At 43.8% G+C, this 19,186-nt stretch carries 15 protein-coding genes and 1 pseudogene; 3 read left to right on the forward strand and 13 right to left on the reverse strand.

The features are described from left to right. Positions 1-403: 403 nt before the first annotated feature. The 4 genes from G632_RS0112420 to G632_RS0112435 all read right to left on the reverse strand — a co-directional run bounded on the left by G632_RS0112420 (position 404) and on the right by G632_RS0112435 (position 4,846). Entirely contained in the window at positions 404-1,267 is an 864-nt protein-coding gene (locus G632_RS0112420) for a carbohydrate ABC transporter permease (protein ID WP_022765070.1), read from the reverse strand. Between the two features lie 13 nt (positions 1,268-1,280). Further along, positions 1,281-2,207 (reverse strand): carbohydrate ABC transporter permease, encoded by a 927-nt coding sequence (locus G632_RS0112425; RefSeq protein ID WP_022769597.1) that lies wholly within the window; start codon positions 2,205-2,207, stop codon positions 1,281-1,283. Between the two features lie 110 nt (positions 2,208-2,317). Continuing rightward, positions 2,318-3,757, reverse strand: coding sequence for an ABC transporter substrate-binding protein (locus tag G632_RS0112430; RefSeq protein ID WP_022769598.1), 1,440 nt, complete (start codon positions 3,755-3,757; stop codon positions 2,318-2,320). 66 nt (positions 3,758-3,823) lie between these two features. Next, positions 3,824-4,846 (reverse strand): LacI family DNA-binding transcriptional regulator, encoded by a 1,023-nt coding sequence (locus tag G632_RS0112435; RefSeq protein WP_026512569.1) that lies wholly within the window; start codon positions 4,844-4,846, stop codon positions 3,824-3,826. Positions 4,847-5,238: 392 nt separating this feature from the next. On the opposite strand from G632_RS0112435, the gene G632_RS0112440 reads away from it, so the two are divergent. The 3 genes from G632_RS0112440 to G632_RS19985 all read left to right on the forward strand — a co-directional run bounded on the left by G632_RS0112440 (position 5,239) and on the right by G632_RS19985 (position 9,106). Next, positions 5,239-7,677, forward strand: coding sequence for a GH36-type glycosyl hydrolase domain-containing protein (locus G632_RS0112440; RefSeq protein WP_022769601.1), 2,439 nt, complete (start codon positions 5,239-5,241; stop codon positions 7,675-7,677). Between the two features lie 125 nt (positions 7,678-7,802). Continuing rightward, the gene (locus tag G632_RS0112445; protein ID WP_022769602.1) at positions 7,803-8,585 is read left to right on the forward strand and encodes a murein hydrolase activator EnvC family protein; all 783 of its coding nucleotides are present in this window, start codon (positions 7,803-7,805) and stop codon (positions 8,583-8,585) included. Positions 8,586-8,614: 29 nt separating this feature from the next. Then, positions 8,615-9,106, forward strand: a complete 492-nt coding sequence (locus G632_RS19985) for a bactofilin family protein (RefSeq protein WP_022769604.1) — start codon at positions 8,615-8,617, stop codon at positions 9,104-9,106. 15 nt (positions 9,107-9,121) lie between these two features. Here the strand turns inward: G632_RS19985 and G632_RS0112455 are convergent, their stop codons facing one another. From G632_RS0112455 to G632_RS0112490, 9 genes and pseudogenes are all read right to left on the reverse strand, one after another. Beyond that, positions 9,122-11,398: a glycoside hydrolase family 2 protein gene (locus tag G632_RS0112455; protein ID WP_022769605.1), complete on the reverse strand. Its 2,277-nt coding sequence runs from the start codon at positions 11,396-11,398 to the stop codon at positions 9,122-9,124. 8 nt (positions 11,399-11,406) lie between these two features. Continuing rightward, positions 11,407-12,747, reverse strand: coding sequence for a carboxylesterase/lipase family protein (locus G632_RS0112460; RefSeq protein ID WP_022769607.1), 1,341 nt, complete (start codon positions 12,745-12,747; stop codon positions 11,407-11,409). A 17-nt stretch (positions 12,748-12,764) separates the two neighbouring features. Then, a pseudogene (locus G632_RS22685) lies at positions 12,765-12,890 on the reverse strand (helix-turn-helix domain-containing protein); the annotation flags it as partial. A gap of 12 nt (positions 12,891-12,902) precedes the next feature. Beyond that, positions 12,903-13,526 (reverse strand): response regulator transcription factor, encoded by a 624-nt coding sequence (locus G632_RS0112465; RefSeq protein WP_022769608.1) that lies wholly within the window; start codon positions 13,524-13,526, stop codon positions 12,903-12,905. After that, positions 13,523-15,244: a sensor histidine kinase gene (locus G632_RS0112470; RefSeq protein ID WP_022769609.1), complete on the reverse strand. Its 1,722-nt coding sequence runs from the start codon at positions 15,242-15,244 to the stop codon at positions 13,523-13,525. The genes G632_RS0112465 and G632_RS0112470 overlap by 4 nt, the downstream gene beginning before the upstream one ends. Before the next feature lie 17 nt (positions 15,245-15,261). Beyond that, a complete protein-coding gene (locus G632_RS0112475; protein ID WP_022769611.1) occupies positions 15,262-16,143 on the reverse strand; it encodes a carbohydrate ABC transporter permease in 882 nt (293 codons plus the stop codon). 13 nt (positions 16,144-16,156) lie between these two features. Then, positions 16,157-17,080 (reverse strand): ABC transporter permease, encoded by a 924-nt coding sequence (locus G632_RS0112480; RefSeq protein WP_022769612.1) that lies wholly within the window; start codon positions 17,078-17,080, stop codon positions 16,157-16,159. 118 nt (positions 17,081-17,198) lie between these two features. After that, entirely contained in the window at positions 17,199-18,710 is a 1,512-nt protein-coding gene (locus tag G632_RS21330; protein WP_022769613.1) for an ABC transporter substrate-binding protein, read from the reverse strand. A gap of 166 nt (positions 18,711-18,876) precedes the next feature. Beyond that, positions 18,877-19,164, reverse strand: coding sequence for a YerC/YecD family TrpR-related protein (locus tag G632_RS0112490; RefSeq protein ID WP_022765063.1), 288 nt, complete (start codon positions 19,162-19,164; stop codon positions 18,877-18,879). Positions 19,165-19,186: the final 22 nt, after the last annotated feature.

Below are 19,186 nucleotides of genomic sequence, written 5' to 3' on the forward strand. Positions count from 1 at the left end.
TTCTATATATTGAAGCTAAAAGTGGCCTTAGGCTATAGAAAATCCAGAAATCAAAAATTCCGTCCGCTGTGGAAAATACTCTCGCCGGAGGTCCTGTGGGCTGCCACAGCTAAATAGCTAGACCCGCAGCGTAGTATTTTTTCGTGAATTCATGAGTCTTCAGAGGGCGCTTTGCAGCTTCTGCCCATGGATCATCCATAGAAGATGCAAAGCGTTCTATGAAGGCCATGAATTCCGACAAAAATAGTCCGCGAGGAGGATAGCCATTTAGCTGTGGCAGCCCACAGGACCTCCGGCGAGAGTATCCCCTACACAAAGCGAAAAGCCATGACGTCGGGGAACGCCATGGCTTTTCAAAAACGCTTATAAAAGGAAAGAGTAAAATAGGAGGATAGCTAATTTATCATCCCTTTACTGCACCGGCTGATACGCCACCTACGATGTACCTTGAAAGAAGGAGGTAGATAACGATAACCGGGAAGATGGATGCAGCTATCATGATGTAGATCTGACCCATATCGAAACGGAGCCAGTCAGCACCACGGAGCTGTGCAATCATAACAGGAAGTGTCTTCTTAGTATCAGTGTGAAGAATCAGGGCCGGTGTGAAGTAGTTATTCCAGCTTCCTACGAAAGCAAAGATCATCTGTACACTGATAGCCGGCTTAATAAGCGGCATTATGATTGTATTGAATGTTCTGAACTCTCCCGAACCATCAATTCTTGCAGCCTCAACCAGTGACAGAGGCAGGTTACTCTCCATGTACTGCTTCAGATAGAAGTAAGTAACAGGTGATGCAATTGCAGGAATGATAAGAGGTACGATTGAGTCGTCCATTCCAAGTCTTACGATCAAACGCAGGAAACCAAGGGCGGTAACCTGTCCGGGAATCATCATGATTGCCAGAATAAATGTTGCAATAGCAGCTCTTCCCTTGAACTGATATGTATTGATAGCATATGCAGTCATAGCTGAGAAGTATGTACAAAGCACTGCTGTGCAAACTGAAACGATAATACTGTTTAAAAAGCCTCTTGCAATAGGAATAGTTCCGTTTATAAGGCTTGACCAGTTATCAAGAAGATGTGTGCTGGGAAGTACTGTGAATCCCAGTGTCATCTCTGAATGTGATCTGGTTGAGTTAATAAGCAAAATGTAGAACCAAATGAGGCAGAGGAACGAAAAGAATATAAGTGTTATGTAAGCGATAGTTCTTCTTACTCCAATTGGGACTCCATGGGGTTTCATTGTTGTTTCGTTATTCATCCCTATTTCCTCCTTAATTCTTTTCTTTTGAACTGTTAATTCTGAATACTACAAGGCTCAGAATACCGGTTACAACAAACAAGAATACTGACAAAGCACCACCACGGCCTACGTCCTTACTTGTAAGATATCTGTTAAGGAGCATGATTACTGTGGTAAGGGCATCCATAGGATTACCACGACCGTTTGTCAAGATCTGAGGAACATCGAACATCTGCAGACCACCGATAAGAGATGTGATCAGCACGTAGATGAATATAGGACGGAGAATAGGCATTGTGATCTTGAAGAATACCTGTGAAGCTGTAGCTCCGTCAACCTGAGCAGCTTCATAAAGTGATGAGTCGATACCAAGCATACCTGCCATAAGGAGGATGGTTGTATTACCGAACCACATCAGGAAGTTCATGAGCATAACAAGAATTCTTGAAGCACCCACAAACTGGAAGAACTTGAAAGGCTCTTTTATAGCACCGAGACTCAAAAGAATCTGGTTTACAGGGCCGCTGTCTGAGAACAATGCAAAGAACAGCATTGAAAACGCTGATGCCATGATCAGGTTAGGCATGTAGATAACTGTCTTAAAGAATCTCTGACCTTTAAGTCTGAGTGAAGGATCTGAGAACCAGTAAGCCAGTAAAAGAGCTATAACGATCTGTGGGATGAAACCACCAACCCACATGATGAGTGTGTTACCTAAGTATTTCCAAATCTCCGGTGTGGTAAGCAGGTTAACATAGTTGGCACCACCAACAAAGTTAGGTCCGATCTGCTTAAGTCCGGAACGATAGTTCTCAAAGAAACTGTTATATATAGTTGAAAACAGTGGAATAAGGCTGAAGATGATATATGTAACAAAGAATGGTATAAGGAAAATATATCCCCAGCGGTTAAACTTAACCACGTTATGATTGGCTTTAGTGGACTTATTTTTGTCCATACCCTTACCTCCGCAAATATTTTACTCTTTACCCTTGGATTTTTAAGAAATTGCCTGCCGGATAACCCGGCAGGCAACTTATTTTTGAAATACTGACACTTATGCAGAAATTATCTTGTAAGCTCAGGATATCTCTGAAGTGCAAGTGTGTAGAACTGCTCAAGAGCCTCATCATATGTAGCATAGTTGCCGTTGATGTAGTCGCCCATAGCTGTCTGGAAGTCACCAAGAAGTCCCTGGTCATAAGCTGTAAGGTTAGCCATGTCGATGTTGTCAGCGCCTGCACAGAACATCTTAAGAGGGTTCTGTCCACCAAGAACTGCGTTCTGGTAAGAAGGATCGTTTGCAAGCTCTTCCATAACAGGTCTGTTGTTTACGAAGTCATTGTCCTTAAGAACGATGTCCTTCATAACTGCAGGATCCATTGTCATCTTTCTCATGATATCAGCAACGAGTGATGGGTTATCTGTTCCAGCTGCTGCACAGATCCATGTTCCGCCCCAGTAGAAGCCCTGAGGTCCCTCTGTAGCTGCCCAGCCACCATCGTGAGCTACTGAGCCATCTACGTCAGCTGCCATACAGAAGTCGATCAGCCAAGCTGGTCCAAAGTAAGCGAATACCTTTCCTTCAGGATAGAATCCCTTGTTCCAGTCCTCACCCCACTGGCCCCATGTGTTGCAGTAGCCAGCATCTGCAAGCTTCTTAGAATCCTCAACCCACTTCTTAAGGTTGTCATCAACCTGGATCTGTGTTCCGTTAACCCAAGGAAGCTTAGCGTTGTTCTGATATACACGGAATGTATCAGCTGTTGAAGAGATTACATCGTAACCAGCCTTGTCAAGCTCACCGGCTGACTCGAAGAACTTATCCCAATCTGAGAACTTAGCCTGGATCTCTGCAGGCTCATCTGTTCCGAATACTTCCTTAGCGATCTCTCTGTTGTAGATCATAACACCAGGGCAGCCCTGCCATGATGTTCCCTTAAGAACGCCGTTAGAATCTGTAACAACATCCTGTGTGTATGTGTACTGATCCTTGAGCTCATCATCTGTGATTCCAAGATCCTTAATAGGCATTGTGTAATCTGTGTCTGTGTACTTAACTGCATAGTCAGCCTCTACAAGGAAAAGGTCAACCTTGTCATCTGCTGCAGCGCTATCCTGTGCAAGAAGAAGCTCATCAAGTCTGTTCTGGTAAGCGTTCTCCTCGTTAGGAGTGATCAGCCAGTTAACTGTTACATCACCGATCTTACCTGTTGTTCCATCAACTACCTCATATCCAGGATAGTGATCTGTAAGACGGCTCTTGAACTCCTCGTTCCAAGCTGAAATGTTGAGAACCTTGCCCTCATCAGCTGCAGGTGTCTCTGCTGCTGCATCAGCTGCAGGTGCTTCTGCTGCTGCATCTGCTGCAGGTGCCTCAGCTGCAGGTGCCTCTGTTGCTGCAGGTGTCTCAGTAGCTGCAGGAGCTTCTGCTGCAGATCCGCAAGCTGAAAGCATACCAGCTACCATTGTTGTTGAAAGTAATACGCCAAGTATTTTCTTTCTCATAACTACTTTTACCTCCCTTTTCTCTTAAAAGAATTTTGAGTTATATTTAAAACGGCTATGGCCATTTTAAACCGGGTTAATATTGGCGACTGACTCGCCCTTTTCCAAGGTTCCTTCTACCACTATCTGTTCGATAAGTGTTCCCTTTGGATTATTGATAAGATCTATGAGTTTGCTTGCTGCAACTCTTCCTATCCTGTCTGTGTCCTGAACTATTGTTGTCATAAGAGGACTTATTCTTCTTGCAAGCTCTATTCCATCGTATCCTGCAACGGATATATCCTCCGGAATCTTAAGTCCCTTTTGTCTTATGGCATTCATTCCGCCGAAGGCTGCAAAATCATCTGAATACATAATGCATGTTGGCGGATCAGGCAGTTCCAAAAGTTTGGTAGTAGCTTCAAAAGCTTTCTCTGTATTTCTGTACGGGCTTGATACCATGTACTCATCTCTTACCGGTACTCCCAGATCCTGGAGAGTATTGTAAAAACTTGTGAGTCGTGACTGAGTAACTGCTGTGTTCTCGAGTCCGTGTACGTATGCTATCTTACGATGTCCCTGTTCATATATATAAGTAACAAGATCTCTTATTCCCTTAATATTGTCAGAGACAATTGCTATTCTGTTGTAGAAAGTGTGGTCTATTGTGACCACCGGGATGTTACTCTTAATAAGTTCATCCACTTCCGGGTCCGAAAACTCTACACAGGCAATGACCACTCCGTCGAAGCCTCTGTAAATTGCATGGGACAGATAACTCATCTTGTTGGTTCTGGATCTGTCTCCATTAATAAAGGTAATATCGAAACCTTCCTGCTCAGCCTTTTTCTTAAAGCTGTCGAGCACATGTGAGAAGTAGTCGTGGGTAAGTCCACTGTTGGCTTCGTCTACAAAGAGCACTCCGATATTATTTGACCTGTTTGTCTTAAGTGCCTGAGCAGCTGCATTGGGGTGATACCCAAGCTTATCAGCTATCTCCCTTACTCTTTCCTTCGTTTCCTTACTAATATCGCTGTGATCGTTAAGCGCTTTGGAAACAGTTGCTATTGACACTCCACAGGCCTTCGATATGTCTTTCAATGAAACAATACGTCTAGCCATCTGTTTATCTCACGTTTCTCACTTAATCGTTTTCGTAGTTTCAATATACAACGAAATTACTCTAAAATCAAGTTGAGTTTTTTAGTTTTTGTGCAATTTTGATATTTTTGTGAGTCTTTTACAAATTTGTAAGCGTCATTTCATATATTTTTCTAAGTTTGTCCATAATTTGTTCATATTTCTTTTAAACGTTTTCGAAACAAATGCACTATCCATGCGGCTTTGTAAAAACTTACACGCATAAGTAAACGTAAACCTAGTATTTATGCGCTTTGCACCAGATTAAAAAAAGTTGAAATTTGTATTGAAATCATGTACATTTACATATATAATACACCTAGAATTTTATCGAAAACGTTTAAGTTAACAGGAGGTTACCAATGAAGTACGGTTATTTTGACGACAATGCTCTCGAATACGTAATAACTACGCCCAAGACTCCACTTCCATGGATCAACTATCTGGGCAACAAAGAGTTCTTTTCACTCATCTCCAATACCTGCGGAGGATATACATTCTATAAGGATGCCAAGCTCCTTCGTCTTACAAGGTATCGTTACAACAACGTTCCTTATGATAACAACGGTAAGTACTTCTTTATTAAAGACGGCGATACCATTTGGAATCCCGGATGGCAGCCTGTAAAGACCACTCTGGACAGCTATGAGTGCAGACACGGTCTTGGCTACAGCACATGGGTTTCAACCAAGAACGATATCGAGGCTAAGGTTCTCACCTTTGTTCCGATGGACGATAACTGCGAGGTTTCAAAGGTAACTCTTACTAATAAGAAGAGCAGCGATGCCAACATAACCCTCTTTTCATATGTAGAGTGGTGTCTGTGGAACGCAGATGATGATATGAAGAACTTCCAGAGAAACCTTTCAACCGGTGAAGTTGAGGTCACAGACGGTGGAAGTGTTATCTATCACAAGACAGAGTACAGAGAGCGTCGTAATCACTACGCAATCTACGGCGTAAACACCAAGGTTGACGGATTTGACACAAGCCGTGACGACTTCCTTGGAGCATACAACGGACCTGACAGTCCTGATGCTGTTGCAGCCGGCAAGTGCACAAACTCCATGGCAAGCGGATGGTCTCCTATCGCAGCTCATCAGATCAACGTATCTCTTAAGCCCGGCGAGTCCAAGACCTTCGTATTCACTCTCGGATACATTGAGAATCCTGAGGATGACAAGTGGGAAGCTCCTTCTGTTGTCAACAAGAAGCCGGCAGTTGCAATGCTTGCCAAGTACAACAACGAGGCAGCTGTAGATGCAGCTCTTGCAGAACTTAAGAAATACTGGAGCGAACTCCTTTCAATCTACCATGTATCTTCCAACAATGAGAAGGTTGACCGCATGGTTAATATCTGGAATCAGTATCAGTGCATGGTTACATTCAACATGTCAAGATCTGCTTCCTACTATGAGTCAGGTATCGGCCGTGGAATGGGATTCAGAGATTCCTGCCAGGATCTTCTCGGATTCGTTCACCTTATTCCCGACAGAGCAAGACAGCGTATCATTGATATCGCTTCTACTCAGTTCCAGGATGGTAGCGCATACCACCAGTATCAGCCACTTACCAAGAAGGGTAACTCAGATATCGGATCAGGCTTCAATGACGATCCTCTGTGGCTCATTGCCGGAACAAGCGCATATATAAGAGAGACAGGCGACCTTTCAATCCTTGATGAAATGGTTCCTTTCGATAATGATATGAGCGTAGCCAAGACCCTTATGGGACACCTTAAGTGCTCATTCGATTTCACAGCAACACACAAGGGACCTCATGGTCTTCCACTTATCGGACGTGCTGACTGGAACGACTGTCTGAACCTCAACTGCTTCTCAGAGCATCCGGGTGAGTCTTTCCAGACCTTCGGACCTTCTGAGGGACCTGTTGCAGAGTCAGTATTCATCGCCGGAATGTTTGTTAAGTACGGTGAAGAGTATGCAGAGCTTGCAGAGCTCAAGGGCGATACAGCCGAGGCTGAGCGCGCAAGAGCTGAGATCAAGAAAGTTTACGATGCAGCAACAACAGCCGGCTGGGACGGCGAGTGGTTCGTTCGTGCTTACGATGCAAACTCCAACAAGGTTGGATCAAAAGAGTGCGAAGAGGGCCAGATCTACATCGAGCCTCAGGGCTTCTGCGTTCTTGCAGGAATCGGTGTTAAGGAAGGTCTTGCTGAAAAGGCACTTAAGAGCGTTGAGGAGAGACTTGATACCAAGTACGGAATCATGATCCTTCAGCCTGCATATACCAAGTACCACTTAGAGCTCGGAGAAGTCAGCTCATATCCACCGGGATACAAGGAGAACGCCGGAATCTTCTGCCACAACAATCCTTGGGTTTCAATCGCTGAGACCGTTCTCGGACACGGAAACAGAGCTTTCGATATCTACAAGAAGACATGTCCTGCATACGTTGAGGAGATCAGCGATATCCACTGCACAGAGCCTTATGTATATTCACAGATGGTTGCAGGAAGAGACGCTAAGTTCCACGGACAGGGCAAGAACAGCTGGCTTACAGGTACAGCTGCATGGACCTTTGTAAACATCTCACAGTACATCCTTGGTGTTTACCCTACTCACAAGGGACTTTCCATCAATCCTTGTGTACCCGAGGACTTCGGTGACTTTACTCTCACCAGAAAGTTCCGCGGAGCAACCTACAACATTTCTGTTAAGCAGAACGGTGCTCAGAAGGGCATCTCCAAGCTCACTGTAAATGGCAAGGAAGTTGAGGGCAACATCATTCCTTACGAGGAAGGTGTTAAGGAATACACTGTAGAAGCTATTCTCGGTTAAAAACCTTCTTAAATACAACTAAAAATCAAAACCGGAGAGCCTGAGCGCGTTTGACGCGCTCGGGCTTTTTGGTTGCGCAAAACCTATCATACGTGTTAAAATAAAGTGTTAAGTCGGAGGTTTATATGAGCACAGAAAAAAAGCCCAGAAAACACAGACATAAGAGACACTATACCTTCATGGTCATATCCGGTGACTCTGATGGCAGTACCAAGAGACTCCATCTGAACCACTTCAGGACACAGCTGCTGGCTTACACAGCCTTTGGTATAGCGCTGGTTATTATCTGTTATATAATCTACTCTGCCATCACCATAAACCATCTTCGTTCCATTGAACTTGAACAGAAGGCACAGATTGATGAGCTGACAACTGAGAGCGCAACCCTGGAGGCCTCAAACGGAGAACTCGAGACCAAGGTTCAGCAGCTTTCGGCAGCCCTCAACCAAAGGCTTGAGGATGAGCAGATTTCAGCGGAAGAAGCAGAGACACTGGCAATTCCTACAGGATTCCCTTTAACAGGAACTGCATCTATGACTCCCGCTGTGGATGATCCAAACGAGACCAAGGTCACCAAGATCACCGAGGACAACAAGGACACAGCCACAGGCAATCCGCTGGTACTATTTGATTCCGCTGCCGGTAACAGCGTCATCGCAGCAGGCTCCGGAACAGTACAGACCGTTACCACAGATGTAAAGTTCGGTAACATGGTCACCATCGACCACGGCAACGGTTATATCTCAATTTACAGAAATATGGGCGATCCTCTTGTCACAGAAGGATCTGCCATAGATAAGGGTGATATTATCTTCGTTATATCTGAAGACAACACAACACTCGGCTATCAGATACAGCAGAATGAACAATATATCAACCCGGAAGAACTAACAGAAATCAACGGGTAATGGCCCGAATATCAAACGGAGGAAATATCATGTTTGGAAGCAAAAAAGACAACAGTGTAGATCCTGCTTTAGAACAGGTGGGAACCATCATTGGTCCCGGAGCAATCCTTGACGGTCCGCTTACAACCAAAGATTCAACCAGAATCGACGGTACAGTAAACGGCAACGTGACCATTAGTGGTGCTCTCATCGTGGGTCAGGAAGGCAAGATCACCGGAACGGTTTCAGCAATGAATGCCTATGTTGCAGGCGAGATCACAGGTAATGTATCCGCTCCTCAGGGCAAGGTTGAGATCAGCGATACCGGTAAGGTTATCGGCGATGTTACCTGCAAGGGAATCATCATTGATGAGAACGCAGTATTCCATGGAAATTGCGAGATGACATCCATCGACAAGAGCTCTGCAGCAATTGCAAAAGAGCGCGCGGTTGCCGACAAGTCTTCTGAAGAAACCACAGAAGAAAAGAAAGACGAAAACAAAGAAGAGAATAAAGAAGAAAACAAAGAAGAAAACAAATAAGAGAAAAGAGGAACCTTAAGGCTCCTCTTTCTTAATTTTGTTCAGTCTTTCATTAACCATATAGATCAGATCATCCGGGAACATCTTGGATATATGATTCCAAATACTGTGGAAGCTCATAGCCCCTCCTGTCTTCATGCGATCTGCCATGGAAGGATTTATAAGCGACATGGGCTTTGCCACCAGTTCCCGAATTGTGTCAAAGCCCTCCGGATATCTGTAAACCTCTTCCAGAGGATCATATACAGAAAGATATCCTTCATTGACCACCAATTCTTTTACAGCAGTCTCCTGTGCACCGTTTGTCACTGAAGCAAACCACTGCGTAACTGCCTCCGAAAGGTTCTTTTCCTCCTTGTAAACATACTCTGAAGGAATGCTCTCCACCTTCTCAAATATCACACTATCTTCAAGACCATTTCCACTTACCAAAACAGTGTTTGCTCCGCCAGACAGCTCAACAGGCTCAAATACAAAGCATGTCTCCCCCCTCAATGTCTGCATGCATTCTCCGTTCACAAAAAGAGAAAGCTCCTTGAGGTTACTGTATGCCTTGACACTCACCTTCTCTTCATAGCGTTTTGTAAACCTCTTTCCACATACATAGATGAAAGGTTCCTTAGTCCAAAGCGCCTTGTAAAGATAGAATGCCTGCTTTTTTACCTTCCTGTCATAGGTTACAAGGCCCTTGTTATTTCTGCCCTTGCATCCGCCTTCATCCCTGTTGTCCGCAGCAAAGTCAAACATATTCCAGAGCCATGTGCCCCAAAGATAATCTCTTTTTCCAAAAGCTTCAATAGCCTTTTCATGCACCAGGGCCTGGTATTCCTCAGTGTAATCCTTGACCTTGGGTTCTGCACTGTGCCAGCTCATCACTGCTTCTGCTCCATATTCACTGATGCCAAGAGCAATATCTTTCAGTTCACCATGCTTTTCATCGGCAAAGATGCCGTGATCATCAGGGCCACCTTCGTACCATCCCTTGTACTCGTTATATGTCGCAATATCCGTATTGTGGAAAAGAGGACTTGAAGTGCTTGTCATTCCTACATTGGCGATGGTGGTAAGTCGTGTAGGATCCATCTCTTTTGCAATAGCATTAAGCTCAGCCAGGATCCTATACATCTCCTCGTTTTCTCCGCCGATTCCGATCTCATTGGCAACGCCCCAGAAACAGATAGATGGGTGATTAAAATTCTGCACGATAAGCTCTTTTAGCTGGCTCCTAAGATTCTCATCAGCTTCTTTTCTGCTATCATATCCGCTTATGAACGGAATCTCAGCCCATACCACCAGTCCCTCTTTATCGCAGAGATCATAAAAATACGGAGCCTGCTGATAATGCGCAAGTCTTACGGTATTTGCTCCGATTTCCCTGATGAGCCCCATATCCTCGTCATGTTCTTTGGAAGTGATGGCCCATCCCATATCTTCTCTGTCCTGATGTCTGCACACACCTCTCAGGGGATATGAATTTCCATTGAGGAAAAAACCTTTCTCAACATCAACATTAAAGCTCCTGAAGCCAAAATCAGAAGAGATTTCATCAAAGTCCATTGTGACAACTGCTTTATAAAGATGAGGATCACAAAGACCATTCCACAGATGCGGAGAAGGAACAGTAAGTTCTACCTCTGTCGGTTGTCCGCTCTCATTGCAGCTAACGGTCTTTTCTGCCACTTTCTGAGTATTCTCACCGTTCACATCATAAATTGCAACAGTACATGTCTTCTCTTTGGCAAGGGCTATGAATCTGACCTTAACGGTATCCTCAGAAGGAGTGATCATAAGAGCATCTGTGCCGTATTCATCCACTTTGAAGTGCTCGCCGTTGTCAAAGCAGATTATCTGAACACCCCTGTAGAGTCCGCCAAAGAAAGTAAAATCCGCAAACATGGGATATATCGGAAGATCCTTACTGTTATCGACCATTACAAGAATCTCGTTATCTCCATCCTTAATCTTACCTGACATATCTAATGTAAATGCAGAAAATCCTCCGTCATGGCTTCCGATAAGAGAGCCGTTTAAATACACATCAGCTCTTTTGCTTGCTGCGCCAAACCTGATATAAATATTTTCTCCAAATCCCTGAGGTATATCGTCTGAAGCAAACTTTCTTCTGTACCATGCTCTTCCCTGATAATAATCATTGCCGCCATCCTGTCCGTCAAATGCATTATAGGTATGAGGAAGGCTTACCTTTTCAAAGGAGTCATTCTCTGATCCGATTGGCTCCATATCTCCTTTATAAAATTCCCAGTTTTCATTAAATTCTATTATCCTTCTCAATTTCCACCTCACTCAAATTTCTTTACAAAACCGTCTGCTTCTTCATAACAGTTCCAAAGTGCCTCCCTGCCTGAGGCATTGGGATCTCCTGACTTAATAAAGTCGGTCCAGTACGTGATCATCTCCCGGGATAGGGCATAGTCTTTTTCTTCCAGAGGTCTCCAGCAGTATTCAAGGCTTCCGAACACATACCAAAGCTCTGCAGAGTGAAAAGAGCCTGCATCATCCCCGGGCATCTTACGGTCAAAATAGTATACATAAGCTTTTCCGCCATTGTCCGAAACTTTGCCTGCATAGGATATATTGGCAAGATGCATGGGATTGTTATCAGCTCTTTTCTCCGCATTCCCCTCAGTTGTAATGTCATCACCGTTGCACCCAAGGATATATGGGATTTTTAGGTAATGCCCCTCATCCGTAAGCTTATCAAGACTGTCTGTCAAAAGTTCTCCGTCCAAAACAGGCACAACGGGCATTCCCTTCTTTTCCTGAAAACTCCTGCCTATGGTAGCACCTATCTTCTCGATCAAAACATCAGAGGGAGTGTTTATGAGCTTATCAAGCACATCCCTTTTGTCAGAGACATCTGCTCCAAGCTCTTCAAAGAGCATCTCAGCGATCTCTGCTGCCTTATCAGGGGTCCTAAGCTCCCCGAGAGGATTTTTATAACCTCCTCCACTCTGCAGTATCATTCCACTGACAAGTCCTTCAAGCCGTCCCGAAAGAGCCAGCGCTTGAAGGCTCATCGCACCTGCCGACTGTCCAAAAGCTGTTATTTTATCCGGATTCCCTCCGAAAGATGCGATATTCTCTTTTACCCATTTGAAAGCCATGAGCTGATCCCAAAGTCCATAATTTCCGCCGGCTTCATTTTCTCCATTAACAGCAAGATATGGGTGACACAAAAAGCCCAGAGCTCCAAGTCTGTAGTTTAAAGTTACTATGATAACATTTTCCTGCACAAGTTTATCACAGACAAATGGAAGATTACTGCCTGCACCTGAAAGAAAAGCGCCTCCGTGAACATATACAGCTACAGGAAGTTTTGAATCTGCATCTGCATTCTGTGGTACCCATATATTCAAATACAGGCTGTCTTCACTCTGCGGAACATCAAACTCAGGATTTGAGTAAAACTCCTTATAATAAAAACCACCTCTCTGAGGTCCCTGCAACGACCTGTCGCGGAAGTGGTCTGCCTTGTATACGCCCTGCCATTTATCAGGCTCTATAGGCTTTTTAAATCTTAAATCTCCGATGGGAGCCTTGGCATAAGGAACTCCCTTATAAACTATGCATCCTCTCTCACGGATGCCCTCAATTTCTCCATATTTAGTCTTAACAAGCATATATATTTCCCCATTTATCAGATTTTGTTCTGCTGCCTGAATTCCTGTGGTGTCATTCCGGTATGTTCCTTGAAGGTCTTGGTAAAATATGACGAGTAGGTAAATCCGACTCTGTTGGACACATCAGTAACCGAAAGCGAAGTTTTTGAAAGAAGCTACTTGGCAACGGCAATTCTCTTTTTAACTATGTAGTCACTGATAGCCAGACCGGTTTCTTTCTTAAATATTCTTCCTAGATATCCGCTGCTGACATGCACCATGGCAGCAAGTTCATCCCTCTGTAGATTTCCCACAGAGAGATTTTCAGCTATCAGCTTTTTAACGGTATCAACAATGCTCTCAGGTGATTCAACCGCGCTATCCTCGGCAAGTTCCGAGAAATCCACAGATTTCTCCTCAAGAATGATCTTTTTCTCAATGCGGGAAATTATCTCCTCAAGCTCATCGTAGGGAATAGGTTTTAAAAGATAATCTTCTACCCCGAGGCGCAGAGCCTCCTGAGCATACGCAAATTCCGCATGCCCTGTATAAAACACAGCCTTTACTCCGGGCTTATTTTCCCTAAGCCACCTGATCAGCTCAATGCCGTTTCCGTTTGGCATTTCAATATCGGTTATCAGGATATCAATCGGATACGTCTTAAGCATTCTTACTGCTGTATCCTTGCTGTGGCACTTATAAATTTTTTCAACGTCCAGTTTCTCCCAGTTGACGCCCTCTTCAAGGCCAAGTAGTGCCGGTTCCTCGTCATCTGTCAACAGGATGTTAAATTTCTTCATAGGTCATCATCCCCAAAACTATCATTCATTGTAATGCACGGAATTCTGATGGTGGTAAATGCACCATCTTCGTTCTTAAGTTCAATTTGTGCCTTATCGGCATATATCAGTCTAAGCCTTCTGATGATATTGGTAAGGCCCACATGTCCCTCATCGCTTACATCCTCAAGGTCCGCATTAAGGACATGATCAGGATATCCTGCTCCATTATCATGGACTGTGATCATCATGTATTCCTTATCATCATCTGCTTTGGCTCTTACTTCTATAACAGAATTTTTCTGAGATGAAAATGCGTATTTGACGGCATTTTCAACGAAGGTCAGGATAATAAAAGGAGGCACCAACGCACTTAAAAGTTCATCAGGAATATCAATATCCATCCTGATTTGCTTCATATACCTTATTTCCTGGATCTCCATGTAGTATCCAAGCTGCTCCAGCTCTCTGCTGAGCTCAACCAGTTCTCTTGTATCCTGGAACATATACCTTGAGTAACTGACTATAGCCTTTGATAATCTCTGTATTGTCTCAAAGTCCTTGCGCTCTGCAAGCGAATAAATAATGTTTAAAACATTGGCAAAAAAGTGTGGCTTAAGTTGCTGCTGAAGATACTGCATTGTAGCCTTCTGTGCTTCAAGCTCCATCTCATACTTCTCAATCTTAAGCTGCCCCAGCCTGCTGCTCATGTGGTTAAAAGCCCTCACCAGAACATCAAGCTCTTTTATAAAGAATTCCTCATCTACCGTGGCATCAAGATCTCCCTCTGATATCTCGTTCATTTTATCCGAGATGGTCTCGATGGGCTTTTCAATGTTTTTCCGCAAAAGAACTATGGACAGAGGGAAGAGAAGCATTATTAAGATTGAAACTATAAGGAACACCATATCAAAGGTGAACGTGTCTTTTAATATATCCGCCCTTAACGTAAGCGAGCCAAAATAGTAATTTCCCTGCCCCGAAACGTATCCGGTCTGAAGATATCTTTTCCCGTTAACGGTTATATATCTTCCCTCATTCTCCGAATTTATTGTGCAGTCCAAAGGCGCCGACGAGAATATAATATTCCCGTTTTCATCTGCAGCAAAAGAGATGCTCTCCTCATCGAAAGAAGCCCTCCCCAGCGTGTTTAGTATCTCTCTTTGAGAAACTCCGACCACCAGGTAACTTCCGTTTACCTTAAGGACTCTGAGCATCTGATTGCCATAATCACTGGGCCAGATCATATATCTTTTTATCCCGGACATATTTCCGTCTTCAAGATAGTCTGACAGAGTCTGCTTGATCTGGTTTCTGACCTTTATGTCTTGATCTCCTCCGACCTCAAGCCATTTAAATTCATCTTCCCTGTCGGTATAAAGCATAATGTAATCTATCATTGCCGACCAGGTCCAGATACTTTGAAGTGACTTAAGGACCGCTGATCTTGCGCTTAAGAGCGAGAGCGGATCTTTTTCGTTTTTCAGGGAGTAGTATAGCTGCGAAGTGGATTGTGTCGAATCGCTGTATAGCGCTTCATTTACAAAGCCGTCAACCATCTGAAGAGAGTTCTCTATACCAACCGCCGAGATGGTTATACTGTTTCTGATCCCGTTCTCTGTCCGAAGTGTAATATTCCTTACAAGAACAGTGTGCAGGATCAAAAACATCGACACAAAAAGGATCGTCGTAACAAGCCAGTATTTTCTTAACCATCTCTGCAGTGATGTCTTTCTCACCGTAGTCTCCTCTTAAATCAGCCTTTTACCGCTCCAACTGTAAGTCCCTTCATATAGTACTTCTGGAAGAACGGATAGAGAACAGCCATAGGTATCATACCTACAACCGCAACTGCCATACGAATTCCAAGTGTGGGGATATTGCTCTCCATTGCTACGCTTGATGCATCTGCTGACTGGGAAAGGTACTGCACGTTTGTGAGCATGTTGTTGAGCAGCGCCTGAATACCGACAAATTCTTTATCTGTTATGAAATAAAGGCTGTTCTTCCAGTCATTCCAGTACATAAGAGCCTTCATAAATCCGATTGTTGCAATGATGGGTGTACTAAGGGGCAGTACAATCTTAAAGAATATCCCAAACTCAGTCATTCCGTCAATTCTTGCGCTCTCAAGAATCTCTTTTGGAATATTGTTGGCAAAATAAGTTCTTGTGATCATGATGTGGAATGCATTACAGAGCATAAAAGGAACGATCAGTGCAACAATTGTGTTTTTAACATGGAACATACTGGTCCACATCATATAACTTGGAACAAGTCCTCCGGAAAAGAGCATTGTGAAAAGGACGTAAAAACTCAGCAGTCCTTTTCCCGGAAGGCCGGGTACTGTAAGTGTGTATGAGATCATGGTTGTAATAACAACACTGATCAAAGTACCGATAAGCGTAACAATTATAGTTATAAAATATGAGTGGAAAATACTTCCCTCACCAAATATATATTTGTACGATGTAAAATCAAAATTTTTGGGGAATATCGAATACCCATACTTCATTATATCAGCTTCTGCAGTGATTGAGGACATAACAAGAAGGGCAAGCGGAAATACCACCAGTATTCCCATGATGATCATTACCACATGGGCTAAAATCTGAAAACCTGTATCTTTCTTAACCATTTCGTGCCTCCAATCAGAACATTGCGTTTTCTTTGCTCAGCTTTTTAACCAGAGCATTAGTTATAAGAACAAGGGCAAATCCCACAACCGACTGATAGAAGCACGCTGCTGCACTCATTCCCATATTCGCTGTGTTCATAAGTCCTCTGTAAACATAAGTATCGATAGTCTGTGTAACATCTACGATAGCGCCTGAGTTAAGGGGTACCTGATAGAACAGACCAAAATCCGAGTTGAATATCTTGCCTACTGCAAGAATTGTAAGTGTAATGATAGTCGGTATCAGGCAGGGAATCGTGATCTTTGTAAAGCAGTGCCATCTGCCTGCACCATCAAGGCTTGCAGCCTCGTAAAGTCCGGGATCAATAGCCGACATATTCGCGAGGTACAAAATACAGTTAGTTCCTGTAATCTGCCACAAATGCACAAAAGTCAGAAAGAACGGCCACCATTTCTTTTCACTGTAAAAGGCTATCGGCTCAAGCCCCATAGGCTTTAATATATGCATGTTGATGTAGCCTGTGTCTCCCGCGAGGATCGCATTTACCAAGTAAGATACGATAATTATGGACAGAAGACTTGGGAAAAGAATGAGCGTCTGATAGACCTTTCTGGACATATTGCTCTTAAGTTCATGGAGAAGGTAGGCTACTACAATCGCAAGAACCGTCCCCAGAATTATGAACACCAGGTTATAAAGAAGGGTATTTCTCGTCATGATCCAGGCATCAGAACTCTTAAACAGGAATTTGAAATTATCAAATCCCACTTTTTTGCTGCCAAATATTCCGCCTTTGACAGTGTATTTCTCAAAGGCCAGTATCAGCCCTCCCATCGGAATGTAGTTGTTGATAAAAAAGTACACAACTGCCGGCAGTGCCATTATATAGAATGGAAGATATTTTCTAATTTGTTTCCATATATTTTTCTGTTTCATTTTCAAACCTCATCTGTACTATCTAAAAAGCACCTGTTTTTGGGTAAAAAAAGGGCACAGCACAGCTTTCACTGTAATCTGCGCCCTTAAATCTCAGTTTATTCTGTTCAGCTGTTTCTTACTGTGCAAGGAAAGCGTCGAGCTGTGCCTGCTTCTCTGCAATCACTGTGTCGAGTCCTGCACTCTTAAGTTCATCAATGAACTTGGGAAGGTCAGTCTCCGGATCAAGTGCTCCGCACTCAAGTCCGATCTGGTATTTGCTGCATACGTTGTCGAGCTGTGTGATCTCGTTTGTTACGTTCTCTGTGTTGAAAGAGAATCCAAGTGCTACTGACTTGGGAGAATTGTTGTTGCTCTCTAAAAGAAGCTCAGAATAATCAGGGTTCTCTCCGGTCCAGCGGATCGCGTTTGTATTGTTGATCGCGCTTCCGAGGTGATATGTGCAGGATGAAGGATTCTGTCCCTCAAGGTAACATCCCATACCGTTTTCATCGAGCTGATAGTGAACTCCCTCAATACCGTACTTGATAAGTGTTCCGAGCTCGGGATCTGTGAACCAGAGGTTCAGGAACTTAACTGCAGCCTCAGGGTGCTCAGAGTTGGACATAACCGTATATGTTACGTTGTTGTATGTTCTTGATACCGGATCACCGAGCATTACTACATCAATGTCCTTCTGGCAGGTAGTTGACTGATAGAACGGTGTGTTGAAATCTGTCTGACCAAGAGTTGAAAATGCTGCATCGTTCTTGGTAAGAGCTGTGAAGGAATCTGTCTGTGTCTGGATATCCTTGTTGGTGTAGCCGTTTACATACCAGCTGTGCATCACATTGCAGAGCCCTGCATACTCATCTGTCTCAAAGAGGTCTACTACATCTTTGGTCTTGCCGCCATCCATAAGGACTCCGTATACATTGCCGAGAGTGTCCCATGTTCCATAGTTGAAGTTTGCTGCCTGGTTGCCGTTGTTTGTTACAAAAGGTGTCATGTCAGGCTTTGCTTCCTTTACAGCTGCAAGCACTTCGCCCCAGTCCTCAAGGGTCTTAACATTTGCAACCATATCCTGAAGTCCGAGTTCCTCCACCACATCCTTGCGGTAGATGATACCCATGTTCCATGCATAAGAAGCATAGATCGGAATCGCATACTGAACGCCTTCAACCTGGCCGCCCTTAAGGAATTCTCCCTCCGCAGCGATGATGTCCTGTCCGTACTCGGGAAGAAGATCTGTCAGATCATATGCAGCTCCCTGGGAAACAGCGTTGAGATATCCGCCGTAGTTGACGAGGACATCCACATCCTCTGTTCCGCTGAGGAAAAGTGAGTACTGCTGGAACCACTGACCCATCTCATAGGTCTTGATGTCAAGCTCAACACCGATCTTCTCGGTAGTGATCTCATTGACCTTCTCAAGGACAGTTGCGATATCATCGGTCTTTCCTGATGTGGGAAGATACATTGTGATCTTTTCAATCTCCTTACTCTCTGACTCCCCTGCGCCACTCTCTGTGGCAGCATTTGTTGCTGCTGGTGTGGAATCTGATGTAACCCCCTCATCAGAACCGCAACCGGCGAGAATTGTTCCCGCCATAACTGTGGATAACAATAGGCTTAAAAATTTCTTTTTCATTTCCTTTTCCCTCCTGTTGATAGTCTCAATTCTACTCAACCGGAAATTAAAAAAATATCAAAATCGAAACCTCAATTTATAATTTGAGAACCTGTTATTATAAATTTAAAAGAGGCTGTGAAAATGATTTCTCATTCTGCACAGCCTCTGTATATCAGTGTTTTTCTCAGTCCTGCATTCTGGTAAATACCAGCTCGTAACCGTCATCTCCGTAGTTAAGAGATCTGTTTACTCTACTGATTGTCGCTGTAGAAGCTCCGGTCTTCTCAGCTATCTCAAGGTATGTCTTCTTATCTCTGAGCATTGAAGCAACTTCAAATCTCTGTGAGAGCGATAAAAGCTCATTTACTGTACACAGATCCTCGAAGAAGCTGTAGCACTCCTCTTTATTTTGCAGGCAGAGTATTGCATCAAACAAGTGATCAACAGCATCTGTTCTGATTTTTTTGTTCATTTCTGTCCCTCCAACTGATCTG

Source organism: Butyrivibrio sp. NC2007 (assembly GCF_000421405.1).
Lineage (GTDB): Bacteria > Bacillota > Clostridia > Lachnospirales > Lachnospiraceae > Butyrivibrio.

Coding starts and splice junctions, on each gene's coding strand:
- G632_RS19985 (WP_022769604.1), top strand. CDS start 8,615: ATGTTTGGAAGCAAAAAAGACAACAGTGTAGATCCTGCTTTAGAACAG.
- G632_RS0112440 (WP_022769601.1), top strand. CDS start 5,239: ATGAAGTACGGTTATTTTGACGACAATGCTCTCGAATACGTAATAACT.
- G632_RS0112420 (WP_022765070.1), bottom strand. CDS start 1,267: ATGAATAACGAAACAACAATGAAACCCCATGGAGTCCCAATTGGAGTA.
- G632_RS0112445 (WP_022769602.1), top strand. CDS start 7,803: ATGAGCACAGAAAAAAAGCCCAGAAAACACAGACATAAGAGACACTAT.
- G632_RS0112490 (WP_022765063.1), bottom strand. CDS start 19,164: ATGAACAAAAAAATCAGAACAGATGCTGTTGATCACTTGTTTGATGCA.
- G632_RS0112465 (WP_022769608.1), bottom strand. CDS start 13,526: ATGAAGAAATTTAACATCCTGTTGACAGATGACGAGGAACCGGCACTA.
- G632_RS21330 (WP_022769613.1), bottom strand. CDS start 18,710: ATGAAAAAGAAATTTTTAAGCCTATTGTTATCCACAGTTATGGCGGGA.
- G632_RS0112460 (WP_022769607.1), bottom strand. CDS start 12,747: ATGCTTGTTAAGACTAAATATGGAGAAATTGAGGGCATCCGTGAGAGA.
- G632_RS0112480 (WP_022769612.1), bottom strand. CDS start 17,080: ATGAAACAGAAAAATATATGGAAACAAATTAGAAAATATCTTCCATTC.
- G632_RS0112430 (WP_022769598.1), bottom strand. CDS start 3,757: ATGAGAAAGAAAATACTTGGCGTATTACTTTCAACAACAATGGTAGCT.
- G632_RS0112475 (WP_022769611.1), bottom strand. CDS start 16,143: ATGGTTAAGAAAGATACAGGTTTTCAGATTTTAGCCCATGTGGTAATG.
- G632_RS0112425 (WP_022769597.1), bottom strand. CDS start 2,207: ATGGACAAAAATAAGTCCACTAAAGCCAATCATAACGTGGTTAAGTTT.